The organism is Streptomyces sp. M-16, from assembly GCF_052114405.1.
In the GTDB taxonomy this organism is placed as follows: Bacteria; Actinomycetota; Actinomycetes; order Streptomycetales; family Streptomycetaceae; genus Streptomyces.
Window position 1 is genome coordinate 19,234 of sequence record NZ_JBFRER010000078.1, and the last position, 13,942, is coordinate 33,175.

General features: G+C 71.4%; 15 protein-coding genes. 11 read left to right on the forward strand and 4 right to left on the reverse strand.

The genetic code is table 11. The features are described 5' to 3' along the window. Window positions 1–5: 5 nt before the first annotated feature. Both AB4039_RS28670 and AB4039_RS28675 read left to right on the forward strand, forming a co-directional pair. Window positions 6–359, forward strand: coding sequence for a hypothetical protein (locus AB4039_RS28670; protein ID WP_266838404.1), 354 nt, complete (start codon window positions 6–8; stop codon window positions 357–359). Window positions 360–471: 112 nt separating this feature from the next. Next, on the forward strand, window positions 472–1,566 hold the full coding sequence (locus AB4039_RS28675) for an amidohydrolase family protein (protein ID WP_266838403.1): 1,095 nt from the start codon (window positions 472–474) through the stop codon (window positions 1,564–1,566). 71 nt (window positions 1,567–1,637) lie between these two features. Here AB4039_RS28675 and AB4039_RS28680 read toward each other — a convergent pair whose 3' ends face one another. From AB4039_RS28680 to AB4039_RS28695, 4 genes are all read right to left on the reverse strand, one after another. After that, complete coding sequence (locus tag AB4039_RS28680; protein WP_442272157.1) at window positions 1,638–2,627, reverse strand: COX15/CtaA family protein; 990 nt, start codon at window positions 2,625–2,627, stop codon at window positions 1,638–1,640. A 4-nt stretch (window positions 2,628–2,631) separates the two neighbouring features. Next, a complete protein-coding gene (locus tag AB4039_RS28685; protein ID WP_266838402.1) occupies window positions 2,632–3,768 on the reverse strand; it encodes a hypothetical protein in 1,137 nt (378 codons plus the stop codon). An 88-nt stretch (window positions 3,769–3,856) separates the two neighbouring features. Further along, the gene (locus tag AB4039_RS28690) at window positions 3,857–4,624 is read right to left on the reverse strand and encodes an ABC transporter permease (protein ID WP_442272158.1); all 768 of its coding nucleotides are present in this window, start codon (window positions 4,622–4,624) and stop codon (window positions 3,857–3,859) included. Continuing rightward, window positions 4,621–5,547 carry an ABC transporter ATP-binding protein gene (locus AB4039_RS28695; RefSeq protein WP_442272159.1) on the reverse strand — a complete coding sequence of 309 codons (927 nt, stop codon included), beginning with the start codon at window positions 5,545–5,547 and terminating at the stop codon, window positions 4,621–4,623. The genes AB4039_RS28690 and AB4039_RS28695 overlap by 4 nt, the downstream gene beginning before the upstream one ends. Before the next feature lie 483 nt (window positions 5,548–6,030). Here AB4039_RS28695 and AB4039_RS28700 point away from each other — a divergent pair, with 483 nt between their 5' ends. The 9 genes from AB4039_RS28700 to AB4039_RS28740 form a co-directional block, all read left to right on the forward strand. After that, window positions 6,031–6,768, forward strand: coding sequence for a MarR family transcriptional regulator (locus AB4039_RS28700; protein ID WP_266841549.1), 738 nt, complete (start codon window positions 6,031–6,033; stop codon window positions 6,766–6,768). Then, complete coding sequence (sufB, locus tag AB4039_RS28705) at window positions 6,765–8,180, forward strand: Fe-S cluster assembly protein SufB (RefSeq protein ID WP_214930288.1); 1,416 nt, start codon at window positions 6,765–6,767, stop codon at window positions 8,178–8,180. The genes AB4039_RS28700 and sufB overlap by 4 nt, the downstream gene beginning before the upstream one ends. Before the next feature lie 77 nt (window positions 8,181–8,257). Beyond that, window positions 8,258–9,436 (forward strand): Fe-S cluster assembly protein SufD, encoded by a 1,179-nt coding sequence (gene sufD / locus AB4039_RS28710; protein ID WP_442272160.1) that lies wholly within the window; start codon window positions 8,258–8,260, stop codon window positions 9,434–9,436. Then, window positions 9,436–9,753 carry a bifunctional 3-phenylpropionate/cinnamic acid dioxygenase ferredoxin subunit gene (locus tag AB4039_RS28715; RefSeq protein ID WP_266838398.1) on the forward strand — a complete coding sequence of 106 codons (318 nt, stop codon included), beginning with the start codon at window positions 9,436–9,438 and terminating at the stop codon, window positions 9,751–9,753. Before sufD ends, AB4039_RS28715 begins: the two co-directional genes overlap by 1 nt. A gap of 7 nt (window positions 9,754–9,760) precedes the next feature. Further along, window positions 9,761–10,525 carry a Fe-S cluster assembly ATPase SufC gene (sufC, locus tag AB4039_RS28720; RefSeq protein ID WP_053785807.1) on the forward strand — a complete coding sequence of 255 codons (765 nt, stop codon included), beginning with the start codon at window positions 9,761–9,763 and terminating at the stop codon, window positions 10,523–10,525. Beyond that, window positions 10,522–11,778, forward strand: a complete 1,257-nt coding sequence (locus tag AB4039_RS28725; protein ID WP_266838397.1) for a cysteine desulfurase — start codon at window positions 10,522–10,524, stop codon at window positions 11,776–11,778. Before sufC ends, AB4039_RS28725 begins: the two co-directional genes overlap by 4 nt. 36 nt (window positions 11,779–11,814) lie before the next feature. Then, window positions 11,815–12,276 carry a Fe-S cluster assembly sulfur transfer protein SufU gene (sufU, locus tag AB4039_RS28730; protein WP_266838396.1) on the forward strand — a complete coding sequence of 154 codons (462 nt, stop codon included), beginning with the start codon at window positions 11,815–11,817 and terminating at the stop codon, window positions 12,274–12,276. After that, a complete protein-coding gene (locus AB4039_RS28735) occupies window positions 12,273–12,617 on the forward strand; it encodes a metal-sulfur cluster assembly factor (RefSeq protein ID WP_030388904.1) in 345 nt (114 codons plus the stop codon). The genes sufU and AB4039_RS28735 overlap by 4 nt, the downstream gene beginning before the upstream one ends. Window positions 12,618–12,770: 153 nt before the next feature. Beyond that, window positions 12,771–13,942, forward strand: a 1,172-nt coding sequence (locus AB4039_RS28740; RefSeq protein ID WP_442272161.1) for a hypothetical protein, incomplete at its 3' end; no start/stop codon positions are given.

A 13,942-nucleotide genomic window follows, 5' to 3' on the forward strand; every position in this document is an offset into this window, starting at 1 on the left:
GTAGCATGCCCTTCATGGCAGAGACCGCGGAGACCGCAGACACCGCAGAACACAAGAAGCAGGCCCGCAGGGCGGCGAAGCTGGCCCGGCAGATCGGCGCGTTCGCCAAGCAGCACGGCGGCGCCGAGGGCCACCTCGCCCACATCGGCCAGGCCGGCACCCGCATCGTGCTCGTCGGCACGGACGGCGGCTGGGGCGACCTGGTCGCCCGGACGCACACCGTGGCCCGGCTCGCCGCCGAGCAGGCCGGGCTGACCCTCCACGACGAGTTCGACGGAGAGTTCGCCGCCCGCGTCCGGACCGGCCCGTACGAGTGGACGCGCATGGCCGGCATCCAGCTCGGCGGCCCCTCTTCCTGAGGGCCGGACCGGGCCGGACCCGCTCGGTCAACAGCGCGAGCACAACCAACTGCCCCGCTCACCCGTTAGGACCGTGGAACCCGCTTCCTCACGTCCGCAACGGGATGCCCGGATGATCGAAACGCCGCCCCTGGTGGACCAGCACTGCCACGGAGTGCTCCGCACGGAGCTGGGCCTCGCCACGTTCGAGGCCCAGCTGACCGGCGCGGCCGGCCCGCCCGCCGCCGGCACCACCTTCTTCGACACCCAGGCCGGCTTCGCCGTGCGCCGCTGGTGCCCGCCGCTGCTCGGGCTGGAGCCCCACTGCGCGCCCGCCCGCTACCTGGCCCGGCGGCGCGAACTCGGGCCCGCCGAGACCGGGCGGCGGCTGCTGCGCGGCTCGGGGGTGGGCGCCTACCTGGTCGACACGGGGGCGTCCGGGGACCTCACCGGGGCCGAGGAGCTGGCCCTCGCCGGAGAGGCGGAGGCCTTCGAGGTGGTCCGGCTGGAAATACTCGCCGAGCAGGCCGCCGACACCTCCGGGACCGTCGCGGCGTTCCTGGCCAACCTGGGCGGCGCCGTCCACCACGCCGCGGCCTCGGCCGTCGCCTTCGGCTGCGGCGCCGCCACCGGATACGCCCGGGCGCTCGCGGACGACCCGAGCCCGCCGGGCCCCGGCGAGGTGCGCGGGGCCGCCGGGCGGTGGCTGGCCGGGCGGGCCGCAGGAGGGGCCGTACGGGACCCCGTACTCCTGCGGCACCTGCTGTGGAGCGCCGTGAGCTGCGGGCTGCCGGTCCAGCTGCACACCGGGGAGCGGGAGCCGGGGGCGCTGACCGGGTTCGTACGGGCCACCGAGGGCCTGGGGACGCAGCTGGTGCTGCTCGGCGGGTACCCGCACCACCGGCACACGGCGGGGCTGGCCGCCGCGCATGCGCACGTCCACGCCGATCTGGGACCCGCCCTCGCGACTACGGGTGCCCGCGCCGCCGCCGTCCTGGCCGAGCTGCTGGAGCTCGCGCCCTTCGGCAAGCTGCTCTTCTCCAGCGGCGGCCGACGCCTGCCGGAGCTGCACGCGGTCGGCGCGCTGGTGTTCCGGGAGGCGCTGGGCCGGGTCCTGGGCGGCTGGGTCGCCGACGGGGCCTGGTCCTGGCGGGACGCGGACCGGGTGGCGGCGATGGTCGCGGCCGGCAACGCCCGGCGCGTCTACCGGCTGGACGAGCGCGGCTAGCGCGGCTGAGGAAGGCTGGCGCGGCTGAGTACGGCCGCCGCCGCCCCGGAGGCCGGGGCGGCCGGGACGGGTCAGACGGCGGAGAGCTGCGCGTCGTCCCGCGCCGGGACCTCCGACCGGCCCGCGGAGCGCTCGCGCAGGCTCAGCACCACGCGGAGCACGGAGATCCAGACCAGGCAGGAACCCAGCATGTGCACGGCGACCAGCACCTCGGGCACGTCCGTGAAGAACTGGACGTAGCCGATGGCCCCCTGGGCGAGCAGGACGACCAGCAGGTCACGGGCGCGGGCCCGGGTGTCGTCGGGGGCGTCCACGACGCGCAGCACCAGCCACATCGCCACGGCGAGCGCGCAGACCAGCCAGGCGGCGATCGCGTGCACGTGCGCGGTGGTGGCCCAGTCGAACGGCATGCGCTTGATCTCGCTGCTGTCGCCGGCGTGCGGGCCGGAGCCCGTGACGACCGTGCCGGCCGCGATCAGCACCAGGGTGGTCGCGACCAGTGCCCAGGAGAGCTTGCGCACCGGACCGGGCACGCGCGGGCGGGGGGCGGTGTCGCCCTCGCCGGCGCGCTGCCAGGTGACGGTGGTGACGGTGATCAGGCTGGTGGCGAGGAGGAAGTGGCCGGCCACGCTGTAGGGGTTGAGCCCCGTCAGGACGGTGATGCCGCCGAGGACCGCGTTGCCCATCACGAGCGCGAACTGGAGCCAGCCGAGCCGCGTCAGCGAGTGCCGCCAGGGCGTGGCCGAGCGGGCCGCGAGGATGATCCCGCCGACGGCCGCGCAGAGCACGTAGGTCAGCATGCGGTTGCCGAACTCGATGGCCCCGTGGAAGCCCTGCGCCTGCGTCACGACCAGGCTGTCGTCGGTGCACTTGGGCCAGGTGTCGCAGCCGAGACCGGATCCGGTCAGCCGCACCGCGCCACCGGTGACGACGATGAGCACGCTCATGACGAGCGCGGCGAGCGCGGCGCGCCGGACGGTCTGCGGTGACGGGGTCCAGCGGCTGGCGAGGTATGCGAAGGGGTTCAACACGGCCCCTATCGTAAAGGTCGCCTTGTGCAAAGTTTCACGAGGGGGTGGCGGCTGGTGAGTCGGGCCCGATGACCAGGCGGAACCTGGCTCCGGCCGGGTCGCCCTCCGCGTGCCACCAGACGCGGACCCGCCACAGCGCGCCGTCGCCCGGGTAGGCCGCGGAGTCCATGAACCCGCGGACCAGTTCGGCCGCCACGTCCTCTGCCGTCCGGTTCCTCACCTCCGCCGAGTCGCGCCACGGCGCGGGCTGCGCGGCCCACAGCCCGTCCGCCCCGCGCACCTCGATCCGCCATACGGCGAGCCAGGGCGTGACCTCCAGCATCGTCACCACCTGCTCGGCGTCCAGCCCCAGCCGGGCGGCGATCTCCGCCTCCGCCACGCCCTGGATCCGGGCCGCCACCACCGCCTGCGGGAGCAGCCGTTCCGGCAGCAGCCCCTCGGTCCGCAGGCCGGCCAGCGACTCGAAGGTCAGGAAGCGCAGCCGCAGTTCCAGCTGGCGGCCGATGTGGTCCAGGGCCTCCTCGGCCTCCTGCGCCTCCTCGGGCGCGGGGGCCGCGAGCAGCATCCGGCGGAAACCGGCCTCGGCGTCCACCGCCCAGGCGACCGCGTCGGAGGCGAAGCCCAGCTCGGCGAGGCGGTCCCCGAGGAAGACCTTGGCCTGCGCGAGCCCCCGCCGGTTGACGGGGTCGTGCTGGTCGAGGGAGGCCCACACCTCCACGGCGGCCCGGGTCAGATCGCGGGCGCGCTCCCCGGCCGCACGTTCCATGGTGCTCGGGCCGCTCTCGCCGCCCACGCCCAGCGGATACCGGGGCAGCCGGTCCGCGTCGCTCAGCGGCCAGGCCAGCCAGACCCCCTGGTTGATCAGACCCCGGGCGTACCACCGGGCGTACTCCGGCGCGTGCCCGGCGGCCTGCCGCGCGTGCCGCAGCCCCTCCTCGATGGCGGCCAGCGCCCCGGCCCGGTCCCCGGCCGCGAACCGGCGGGCCGCGAGGTCCCCCAGGCGCAGCCCGAGCCGGGCCGCGCAGTCGGCATCGGTCCGGGCGGGCTCGCGCAGCGCCCCGATCAGCTCGGCCAGCAGCCGGTCGCTCTCCCCGGGATCCGCGTGCGCGGCCCCCGAGCGGATCCGCGCCCACTGTTCGTCCAGCCGCAGAACGGCCTCCCGCTGCGCCATGCCCGTCCCCCGGGGTCCCGATCGTCGTGCGTCATCGATGAGCGGAGGCGGTCAACCTCCTCCCTGCCCAACGCACGGCGGACGGGATTCACTCCCAGCGGAAGAACTTCGCGGCGGCGCCCAGTCCCAGCACGGCCCAGACGGCCAGGACCGCCGCGTCGCCCCAGGGCAGCGCGGTCCCGTGCCGGAGCACCTCGCGCAGGCCGTCGGAGAGCGCCGAGATCGGCAGCAGCCCCAGTGCGGACTGCACGGCGCCGGGGAACTTCTCCAGCGGCACGATCACCCCGCCGCCGACCAGCAGGAGCAGGAACACCAGGTTGGCGGCGGCCAGCGTGGCCTCGGCCCTGAGGGTGCCCGCCATCAGCAGCCCGAGCCCGGAGAACGCGGCCGTGCCGAGCAGCAGCAGGGCGGCGACCGACAGCGGGTTCCCCTGCGGGGACCAGCCCAGCGCGAGGGCGATCACCGTCAGCAGGGCGACCTGGAGGACCTCGGTGACCAGCACCGACAGGGTCTTGGAGGCCATCAGCGCCCAGCGCGGCAGCGGGGAGGCCCCGAGCCGCTTGAGCACCCCGTAGCGGCGGTCGAAGCCGGTGGCGATGGCCTGCCCGGTGAAGGCGGTGGACATCACGGCGAGCGCGAGGACGCCCGGCGCGAGGAAGTCGACGGCCTTGCCGGCACCCGTGTCCACGATGTCCACGGCGGAGAACAGGGTCAGCAGCAGCGCCGGGATGATCACGGTGAGCAGCAGCTGCTCCCCGTTGCGCAGCAGCATCCGGGTCTCCAGTGCCGTCTGCGCGACGATCATGCGGGACACGGGCGCGGCCCCCGGACGGGGGGTGAACGTACCGGCGCTCATGAACGCAGCTCCTTGCCCGTGAGTTCGAGGAAGACGTCTTCGAGGGTGTGCCGCTCCACCGAGAGGCTGCTGGGCAGCACCCCGTGCTGGGCGCACCAGGAGGCGACGGTGGCCAGCAGCTGCGGGTCCACCTCGCCGGTGACCCGGTAGGCGCCCGGGGTGAGCTCGGCGGCCTGGGTGCCGTCGGGCAGGGCCTTGAGCAGGGAGGCGAGGTCGAGGGAGGGGCGGCCGGTGAAGCGCAGGGTGTTCTCGGCGCCGCCGCGGCACAGCTCCTCGGGGCTGCCGTGGGCGATGACCCGACCGGCGTCCATGATGGCGACCTCGTCGCAGAGCTGCTCGGCCTCGTCCATGTGGTGGGTGGTGAGGACGACGGTGACCCCGTCGGAGCGCAGTTCCCGTACGAGGTCCCAGGTCGCGCGGCGGGCCTGCGGGTCGAGGCCGGCGGTGGGCTCGTCCAGGAAGACCAGCTCCGGGCGGCCGACGACGGCCAGGGCCAGGGCGAGCCGCTGCTGCTGGCCGCCGGAGAGCCGGCGGTAGGGGGTGCGGCCGCAGCCGCCGAGGCCCAGGCGTTCCACGAGGGTGTCGACGTCCAGGGGGTGCGCGTGGAGCCTGGCGACGTGGCGGAGCATCTCCACGGCGCGGGCGCCGGAGTAGACCCCGCCGGACTGGAGCATGACGCCCATCCGCGGGCGCAGGGCCTCGGCGCGGGCGACCGGGTCGAGGCCGAGGACGCGGACGGTGCCGGCGTCGGGGCGGACGTAGCCCTCGCAGGTCTCCACGGTGGTGGTCTTGCCCGCGCCGTTGGGGCCGAGGACCGCGGTGACGCGGGCGCGGGGGACGGTGAGGTCGAGGCCGTCCACGGCGGTTTTGGTGCCGTACCGCTTCACCAGTCCGCGGATCTCCACGGCGGGGTCGTTGCTCATGGGGGGTGAGTCTACGGAGACCGCCGGGGGGTCCCCGGTCCTGGGGGTGGGGGGTGACGGGCCCGGGGGACGGTGCCCTCCACCGGCCCCGTGGGGCCCGTGGGGCCGTGGGGACGCGGCCGGGATTCTCCGTCCTCCGGCCGCCGGTGGCGGTTTCCGTGGCCTCCGGATGCGGACATCGCGCCCAGAACACGGCTCTTTTCGGTCCGGCGACCCCGGTCGGCCCAGTCCGTTTCCGTGATCTTTTCCGGAATCCCGTGTTCACCGCATGCGGCCACAGTGTGGGTGGAGGCTTGCTGGTGGGAGCCCTTTACCGGGGCACCGGAGGGCCCGGAGTGCATGCGGAGTAATGGCCTCCGTTTAACTCTCCGTCGACAAATTAGGTAACCCTTAGTGATGGATGCCACCGGGCGTGGCCTCCGTCACGGCTTGTCGGAGCTCGCTTAATTACGCAACAATGGCGTTGTGAAAAACGGCGAACGGATGAGCGAGGCCCCCCAGGGGGAGCTCGCGACCGGGGAGCGGTCCACCCGCAACCGGGTCGCGCGGTCCATCCTGGACCACGGCCCCTCCACCGTCGCCGACCTCGCGCAGCGCCTCGGCCTCACCCAGGCCGCCGTCCGCCGCCACCTCGACACGCTCGTCGCCGACGACGTGGTCGCACCCCGTGAGCAGCGTGTGTACGGCGCGCGCACCCGGGGCCGGCCCGCCAAGGTCTTCGCGCTCACCGACTGCGGCCGCGACGCCTTCGACCAGTCCTACGACACGCTCGCCGCGGACGCCCTGCGCTGGATCGCGCAGTCCGTCGGCGGGGGCGAGCAGGGGGAGGCGGCGGTCGCCGCCTTCGCCAGGGCGCGCATGGAGGCGCAGGCACAGACCTACCGGGAGTCCGTCGACGCGGCCGCCCCAGCGGACCGCACCGAGGCCCTGGCCAAGGCGTTGACCGTGGACGGGTACGCTGCTACGGCGAAGAGCGCTCCCGGTCCGCACAGCGGTGAACAGCTCTGTCAGCACCACTGCCCGGTCGCGCACGTCGCCGAGCAGTTCCCGCAGCTCTGCGAGGCGGAGACCGAGGTCTTCTCGCGCCTGCTCGGGACGCATGTGCAGCGCCTCGCCACGATCGCCCACGGCGACGGGGTGTGCACCACGTTCATTCCGCGAAGCGCCACACAGACCGACACATCAGTATCTGCAAGTACGGCCGGGAGGAACCCCGCATGACCACGGAGACTGCTCACCCTGAGCTCGATGGCCTGGGCACCTACGAATACGGCTGGGCCGACTCCGACGCGGCCGGTGCCGCTGCCAAGCGGGGTCTGTCCGAGGACGTCGTCCGGGACATCTCGGCGAAGAAGTCCGAGCCGGAGTGGATGCTGAAGCTCCGCCTCAAGGGCCTCAAGCTGTTCGACAAGAAGCCCATGCCGAACTGGGGCTCCGACCTCTCCGGCATCGACTTCGACAACATCAAGTACTTCGTGCGTTCCACCGAGAAGCAGGCCGCTTCCTGGGAGGACCTGCCCGAGGACATCAAGAACACGTACGACAAGCTCGGCATCCCGGAGGCGGAGAAGCAGCGCCTCGTCGCCGGTGTCGCGGCCCAGTACGAGTCCGAGGTCGTCTACCACCAGATCCGTGAGGACCTGGAGGAGCAGGGCGTCATCTTCCTCGACACGGACACCGCGCTCAAGGAGCACCCGGAGCTCTTCCAGGAGTACTTCGGCACGGTCATCCCGGTCGGCGACAACAAGTTCGCGTCGCTGAACACCGCGGTGTGGTCCGGCGGCTCCTTCATCTACGTCCCCAAGGGCGTGAAGGTCGACATCCCGCTCCAGGCCTACTTCCGTATCAACACGGAGAACATGGGCCAGTTCGAGCGGACGCTGATCATCGTCGACGAGGACGCGTACGTCCACTACGTCGAGGGCTGCACCGCCCCGATCTACTCCTCGGACTCGCTGCACAGCGCCGTGGTCGAGATCATCGTGAAGAAGGGCGGCCGCTGCCGCTACACGACCATCCAGAACTGGTCGAACAACGTCTACAACCTGGTCACCAAGCGCGCCGTGGCGTACGAGGGCGCGACCATGGAGTGGATCGACGGCAACATCGGTTCCAAGGTCACCATGAAGTACCCGGCCGTCTACCTGATGGGCGAGCACGCCAAGGGCGAGACCCTCTCCATCGCCTTCGCGGGCGAGGGCCAGCACCAGGACGCCGGCTCCAAGATGGTCCACATGGCGCCGAACACCTCGTCCAACATCGTCTCCAAGTCGGTGGCGCGAGGCGGCGGCCGCACCTCGTACCGCGGCCTGGTCGAGATCGGCGAGGGCGCCCACGGCTCCAAGTCGAACGTGCTCTGCGACGCGCTCCTGGTCGACACGATCTCCCGCTCGGACACGTACCCGTACGTGGACGTCCGTGAGGACGACGTCTCCATGGGCCACGAGGCCACGGTCTCCAAGGTCTCCGACGACCAGCTCTTCTACCTGATGAGCCGCGGTCTGACGGAGTTCGAGGCCATGGCCATGATCGTGCGCGGCTTCGTCGAGCCCATCGCGCGCGAGCTGCCCATGGAGTACGCCCTGGAGCTCAACCGGCTGATCGAGCTGCAGATGGAGGGCTCGGTCGGCTAGTCCCGGCCGCCGCCCGGCATCCAGCACATTCTTTGACGTAGGCAGCGTTTTTTAAGAGAGCGAGCAACACGACAGCCATGGCTGAGGCTCAGAACATCCCGGCGGGCTCCACCACCGCCGGCGCGATCGCGGTGGCCGCCGAGTCCACCGTCGCCACCCGGATGAGCGCGCCGCCGTCCTTCGACGTGGCCGACTTCCCGGTTCCGCACGGCCGCGAGGAGGAGTGGCGGTTCACCCCGCTCGCCCGCCTCAAGGGCCTGCACGACGGCACCGCGGTCGCCGACGGCACCATGAAGGCCCAGATCGACGCGCCCGAGGGCGTGACGGTCGAGTCGGTCGAGCGCGACGACGAGCGGATCGGCAAGGCCGGCGCCCCCGTCGACCGCGTCTCCGCGCAGGCCTTCTCCGCGTTCGCCAAGGCCACGGTCGTCACCGTGCCCAAGGAGACCGTGCTCGCCGAGCCGATCAGGGTCGCCCTGCACGGCGAGGGCGGCACGACCTTCGGTCACACCGTCTTCGACATCAAGCCCTTCGCCGAGGCGATCATCGTGATCGACCACACCGGTGACGGCGTCCGCGCCGCCAACGTCGACATCCTCGTCGGCGACGGCGCCAAGGTGACCTTCGTGTCCGTGCAGGACTGGGACGACACCGCCGTCCACACCTCCCAGCACAACGCGCTGATCGGCCGCGACGCGAGCTTCAAGTCCGTGGTCGTGACCTTCGGCGGCGACCTCGTCCGCCTGCACCCCCGGATCGCCTACGCGGGCCCCGGCGGCGAGGCCGAGATGCTCGGTCTGTACTTCACGGACGCCGGCCAGCACCAGGAGCACCGCCTCCTGGTCACGCACGACGCCCCGCACTGCAAGTCGCACGTGGTCTACAAGGGCGCGCTCCAGGGCCAGGACGCCCACGCCGTCTGGATCGGTGACGTGCTCATCGAGAAGAGCGCCGAGGGCACCGACACCTACGAGATGAACCGCAACCTCGTCCTGACGGACGGCGCGCGGGTCGACTCGGTGCCGAACCTGGAGATCGAGACCGGCGAGATCGTCGGCGCCGGCCACGCCTCCGCCACCGGCCGCTTCGACGACGAGCAGCTCTTCTACCTCCAGGCGCGCGGCATCCCGGCCGACGAGGCCCGCCGTCTGGTCGTGCGCGGCTTCTTCGCCGAGCTCGTCCAGCAGATCGGTGTCGACGACATCGAGGAGCGCCTGCTCGCCAGGATCGAGACCGAGCTGGCGGCGTCCGTCTGATGAGCTACCTCAAGGCCTGTGCGCTGAGCGAGCTGGAGGAGAACACCCCCATGCGGGTGGAACTCGACGGCACGCCGGTGTCCATCGTCCGTGCCGAGGGCGAGGTGTTCGCGATCAACGACATCTGCTCGCACGCGAACGTCTCGCTCTCGGAGGGCGAGGTCGAGGACTGCATGATCGAGTGCTGGCTGCACGGGTCGGCCTTCGACCTGCGCACCGGGAAGCCTTCCGGTCTGCCCGCGACCCGCCCCGTCCCCGTATACCCCGTAAAGATCGAAGGGGACGACGTGCTCGTCTCCCTCACCCAGGAGTCCTGAGGTATCCATGGCAACGCTTGAAATCCACGACCTGCACGTCTCCGTCGAGGCCGAGAACGGCGCCCGCGAGATCCTCAAGGGCGTCGACCTCACCGTCAAGCAGGGTGAGACGCACGCCATCATGGGTCCGAACGGCTCCGGCAAGTCCACGCTGGCGTACTCGCTCGCCGGTCACCCGAAGTACACCATCACCGGTGGCACCGTGACCCTCGACGGCGAAGACGTCCTGGAGATGTCCGTCGACGAGCGCGCCCGCGCCGGCGTCTTCCTCGCCATGCAGTACCCGGTCGAGGTCCCCGGCGTCTCGGTCTCCAACTTCCTGCGCACCTCGGCCACCGCCATCCGCGGCGAGGCGCCGAAGCTGCGTACCTGGGTGAAGGAGGTCAAGTCCGCGATGGAGCAGCTCCAGATGGACCCGGCCTTCGCCGAGCGCAACGTGAACGAGGGCTTCTCCGGCGGTGAGAAGAAGCGCCACGAGATCCTGCAGCTGGAGCTCCTCAAGCCGAAGATCGCGATCCTCGACGAGACCGACTCCGGCCTCGACGTCGACGCCCTGCGCATCGTCTCCGAGGGCGTCAACCGCGTCCGCGAGACCGGTGAGGTCGGCACCCTGCTGATCACCCACTACACGCGCATCCTGCGCTACATCAAGCCCGACTTCGTGCACGTGTTCGCCAACGGTCGCATCGCCGAGTCCGGTGGTGCCGAGCTGGCCGACCAGCTGGAGGCCGAGGGCTACGACAAGTACGTGAAGGGTGGCGCGACCGCGTGACACAGCTGCCTGGCCTCCTCGACACCGAGGCGATCCGCAAGGACTTCCCCCTGCTGGATCGTGTGGTCCACGACGGGAAGAAGATCGTTTACCTGGACAACGCGGCGACCTCGCAGAAGCCGCGCCAGGTGCTCGACGCGCTGAACGCGTACTACGAGCGGCACAACGCCAACGTCCACCGCGGCGTGCACGTGCTCGCCGAGGAGGCCACGGCACTGTACGAGGGCGCCCGCGACAAGGTCGCCGCCTTCATCAACGCGCCGAGCCGCGACGAGGTGATCTTCACCAAGAACGCCTCCGAATCGCTCAACCTGGTGGCGAACATGCTCGGCTGGGCGGAGGAGCCCTACCGGGTCGACCGCGAGACCGAGATCGCCATCACGGAGATGGAGCACCACTCCAACATCGTGCCGTGGCAGCTGCTCTCGCAGCGCACCGGCGCGAAGCTGAAGTGGTTCGGCCTCACCGACGACGGCCGGCTCGACCTGTCCAACATCGAAGAGGTCATCACGGAGAAGACGAAGATCGTCTCCTTCACGCTGGTCTCCAACATCATGGGCACGGTCAACCCGGTCGAGGCGATCGTCCGGCGCGCGCAGGAGGTCGGCGCGCTGGTGCTGATCGATGCTTCGCAGGCCGCTCCGCACATGCCGCTGGACGTCCAGGCCCTCGGCGCCGACTTCGTGGCCTTCACCGGCCACAAGATGTGCGGCCCGACCGGCATCGGCGTCCTGTGGGGCCGCCAGGAGCTGCTGGAGGACCTGCCTCCGTTCCTGGGCGGCGGCGAGATGATCGAAACCGTCTCGATGCACTCGTCGACGTACGCTCCCGCGCCCCACAAGTTCGAGGCCGGTACGCCCCCGATCGCCCAGGCCGTCGGTCTCGGCGCGGCCGTGGACTACCTGACCTCGATCGGCATGGAGAAGATCGCCGCCCACGAGCACGCGATCACCGAGTACGCGGTCAAGCGCCTCCTCGAGGTGCCCGACCTGCGGATCATCGGCCCGACCACGGCCGAGGACCGCGGCGCCGCGATCTCCTTCACGCTCGGCGACATCCACCCGCACGACGTCGGCCAGGTGCTCGACGAACAGGGCATCGCGGTCCGCGTGGGACACCACTGCGCGCGTCCCGTCTGCCTGCGGTACGGAATTCCCGCGACGACGCGAGCGTCGTTCTACCTGTACTCCTCTCCGGCCGAGGTCGACGCGCTGATCGACGGGCTGGAGCACGTACGGAACTTCTTCGGATGACGAAGAGTCGGACGACCAGAGGCTGACGAGGACGCAGTGAAGCTGGATTCGATGTACCAGGAACTGATCCTGGACCACTACAAGCACCCGCACGGTCGCGGCCTGCGCGACGGTGACGCAGAGGTGCACCACGTCAACCCGACGTGCGGCGACGAGATCACGCTGCGAGTGAAGTACGACGGGGAGACGCTCACCGACGTCTCCTACGAGGGCCAGGGCTGCTCCATCAGCCAGGCCAGCGCGTCCGTACTGAACGAGCTGCTCGTCGGCAAGCAGCTGGCCGAGGCGCAGAAGATCCAGGCCACGTTCCTGGAGCTGATGCAGTCCAAGGGCAAGCTGGAGCCGGACGAGGCCATGGAGGAGGTGCTGGAGGACGCGGTCGCCTTCTCCGGCGTCTCCAAGTATCCGGCGCGCGTGAAGTGTGCTCTCCTGAGCTGGATGGCGTGGAAGGACGCGACCGCCCAGGTGCTGGGCGACGCGGAGAGGAAGACGGCATGACCGAGAACGCGACGCCCGAGGCGTCGATCAAGCCGGCCACCGAGGAAGAGGTCCGCGAGGCCCTCTACGACGTGGTCGACCCCGAGCTGGGCATCGACGTCGTCAACCTGGGCCTGATCTACGGCATCCACATCGACGACGCGAACATCGCCACCCTCGACATGACCCTCACCTCGGCGGCCTGCCCGCTGACGGACGTCATCGAGGACCAGGCGAAGTCGGCGACGGACGGCATCGTCAACGAACTTCGCATCAACTGGGTCTGGATGCCCCCGTGGGGCCCGGACAAGATCACGGACGACGGCCGTGAGCAGCTGCGCGCGCTCGGGTTCAACGTCTGACCGACGCGTATGTGAGAGGGCCCCCGGCACGGTCGTGCCGGGGGCCCTCCCTGTTCTCCGGCCCGACAAGTGAAGTGCACCAGGAGTTGGCCACGGTGGCCGAATCTTCTCGATGGCCGTCCTGACGGGACGGCGCACACGAGAGGAACCCCCGTGACCGTTCGCCTTTCACCGGCCCGCCGCTGCGGCGCCGTGGGCGCCGCCGGGGCCGCGGCCCTGCTCCTGGCCGGGCTGACCGTGCCCGCCCACGCGGACACGGGCTACGCGGCTCCGACGATCACCCTGTCCGCCGACCATCTCAGCGGCGCCGTGGGAGCCTTCGGCGACCCCACCGTCACGGCCGACGTGGAGCAGGCCGGCGTCCCGGCCGGGTTCCTGCGGCTCCAGGTGGTCTCCTCCAGCAACCCGGCCGTCGCCGCGGTGGGCGACGTACGGCAGGAGCGCACGCCGGACGGCGACCGCAGGCTGACGGTCCAGGCGCGTGGGCAGGGATACGCCGACCTCACGCTGCGCGTCACCGGCCGCGGCGGCCGGACGGCCACCGCCGTCCTCTCCTACGCCGCCTCGGCGCGGACCGGCGCCGCCGTCGGGACCCGCTACCTGACCGGCTCCTCCGACGCCTCGGCCGCCGTGGACGTGGGCGGCGGCTACGCCCTGGTCGCCGACGACGAGTCCAACGTGCTGCGCCTGTACGACCGCTCCCGCTCCGGCGCACCCGTGAGGACCTGGGACCTCGGCCCCGCGCTGGGCGCGAAGAAGGAGGCCGACATCGAGGCCGCCGCCCGGGTCGGCGACACCGTCTACTGGACCGGCTCGCTCGGCAACAACAAGGACGGCAAGTACAAGGCCGAACGGAACACCGTCCTCACCACCCGGATCACCGGCTCGGGCGCCGCGACCGAGGTCACCTTCACCGCCGCCTACAAGGGCCTGCGCGAGGACCTCGTGGCCTGGGACACCGCGAACGGCAACCGCTACGGCTTCGCGGCGGGGACGGCGGCGGGCGAGGCGCCGAAGCAGATCGACGGTTTCAACGTGGAGGGACTGGAGTTCGCCCCGGGGTCCACGACCACCGCCTACCTGGGCTTCCGTGCCCCGCTGGCCCCGGCCGTGCCCGGGGGCAAGGCGCTGCTCGTGCCCGTCACCAACCTGGACCGGGTCCTCGCGGCCGGCGAGAAGCCCGTCTTCGGCGCCGGGATCGAGCTGGACCTCGGCGGCCTCGCGGTCCGTGACATCCGCAAGAACGCCGCCGGCCAGTACCTGATCCTGGCCGGTTCCTGGGCCGCCGACGACAACTCCGACCCCTACGCCCTCTACCAGTGGGA

Coding starts and splice junctions, on each gene's coding strand:
- AB4039_RS28670 (WP_266838404.1), top strand. CDS start 6: ATGCCCTTCATGGCAGAGACCGCGGAGACCGCAGACACCGCAGAACAC.
- AB4039_RS28675 (WP_266838403.1), top strand. CDS start 472: ATGATCGAAACGCCGCCCCTGGTGGACCAGCACTGCCACGGAGTGCTC.
- AB4039_RS28685 (WP_266838402.1), bottom strand. CDS start 3,768: ATGGCGCAGCGGGAGGCCGTTCTGCGGCTGGACGAACAGTGGGCGCGG.
- AB4039_RS28690 (WP_442272158.1), bottom strand. CDS start 4,624: ATGAGCGCCGGTACGTTCACCCCCCGTCCGGGGGCCGCGCCCGTGTCC.
- AB4039_RS28695 (WP_442272159.1), bottom strand. CDS start 5,547: ATGAGCAACGACCCCGCCGTGGAGATCCGCGGACTGGTGAAGCGGTAC.
- AB4039_RS28700 (WP_266841549.1), top strand. CDS start 6,031: ATGAGCGAGGCCCCCCAGGGGGAGCTCGCGACCGGGGAGCGGTCCACC.
- sufB (WP_214930288.1), top strand. CDS start 6,765: ATGACCACGGAGACTGCTCACCCTGAGCTCGATGGCCTGGGCACCTAC.
- sufD (WP_442272160.1), top strand. CDS start 8,258: ATGGCTGAGGCTCAGAACATCCCGGCGGGCTCCACCACCGCCGGCGCG.
- AB4039_RS28715 (WP_266838398.1), top strand. CDS start 9,436: ATGAGCTACCTCAAGGCCTGTGCGCTGAGCGAGCTGGAGGAGAACACC.
- sufC (WP_053785807.1), top strand. CDS start 9,761: ATGGCAACGCTTGAAATCCACGACCTGCACGTCTCCGTCGAGGCCGAG.
- AB4039_RS28735 (WP_030388904.1), top strand. CDS start 12,273: ATGACCGAGAACGCGACGCCCGAGGCGTCGATCAAGCCGGCCACCGAG.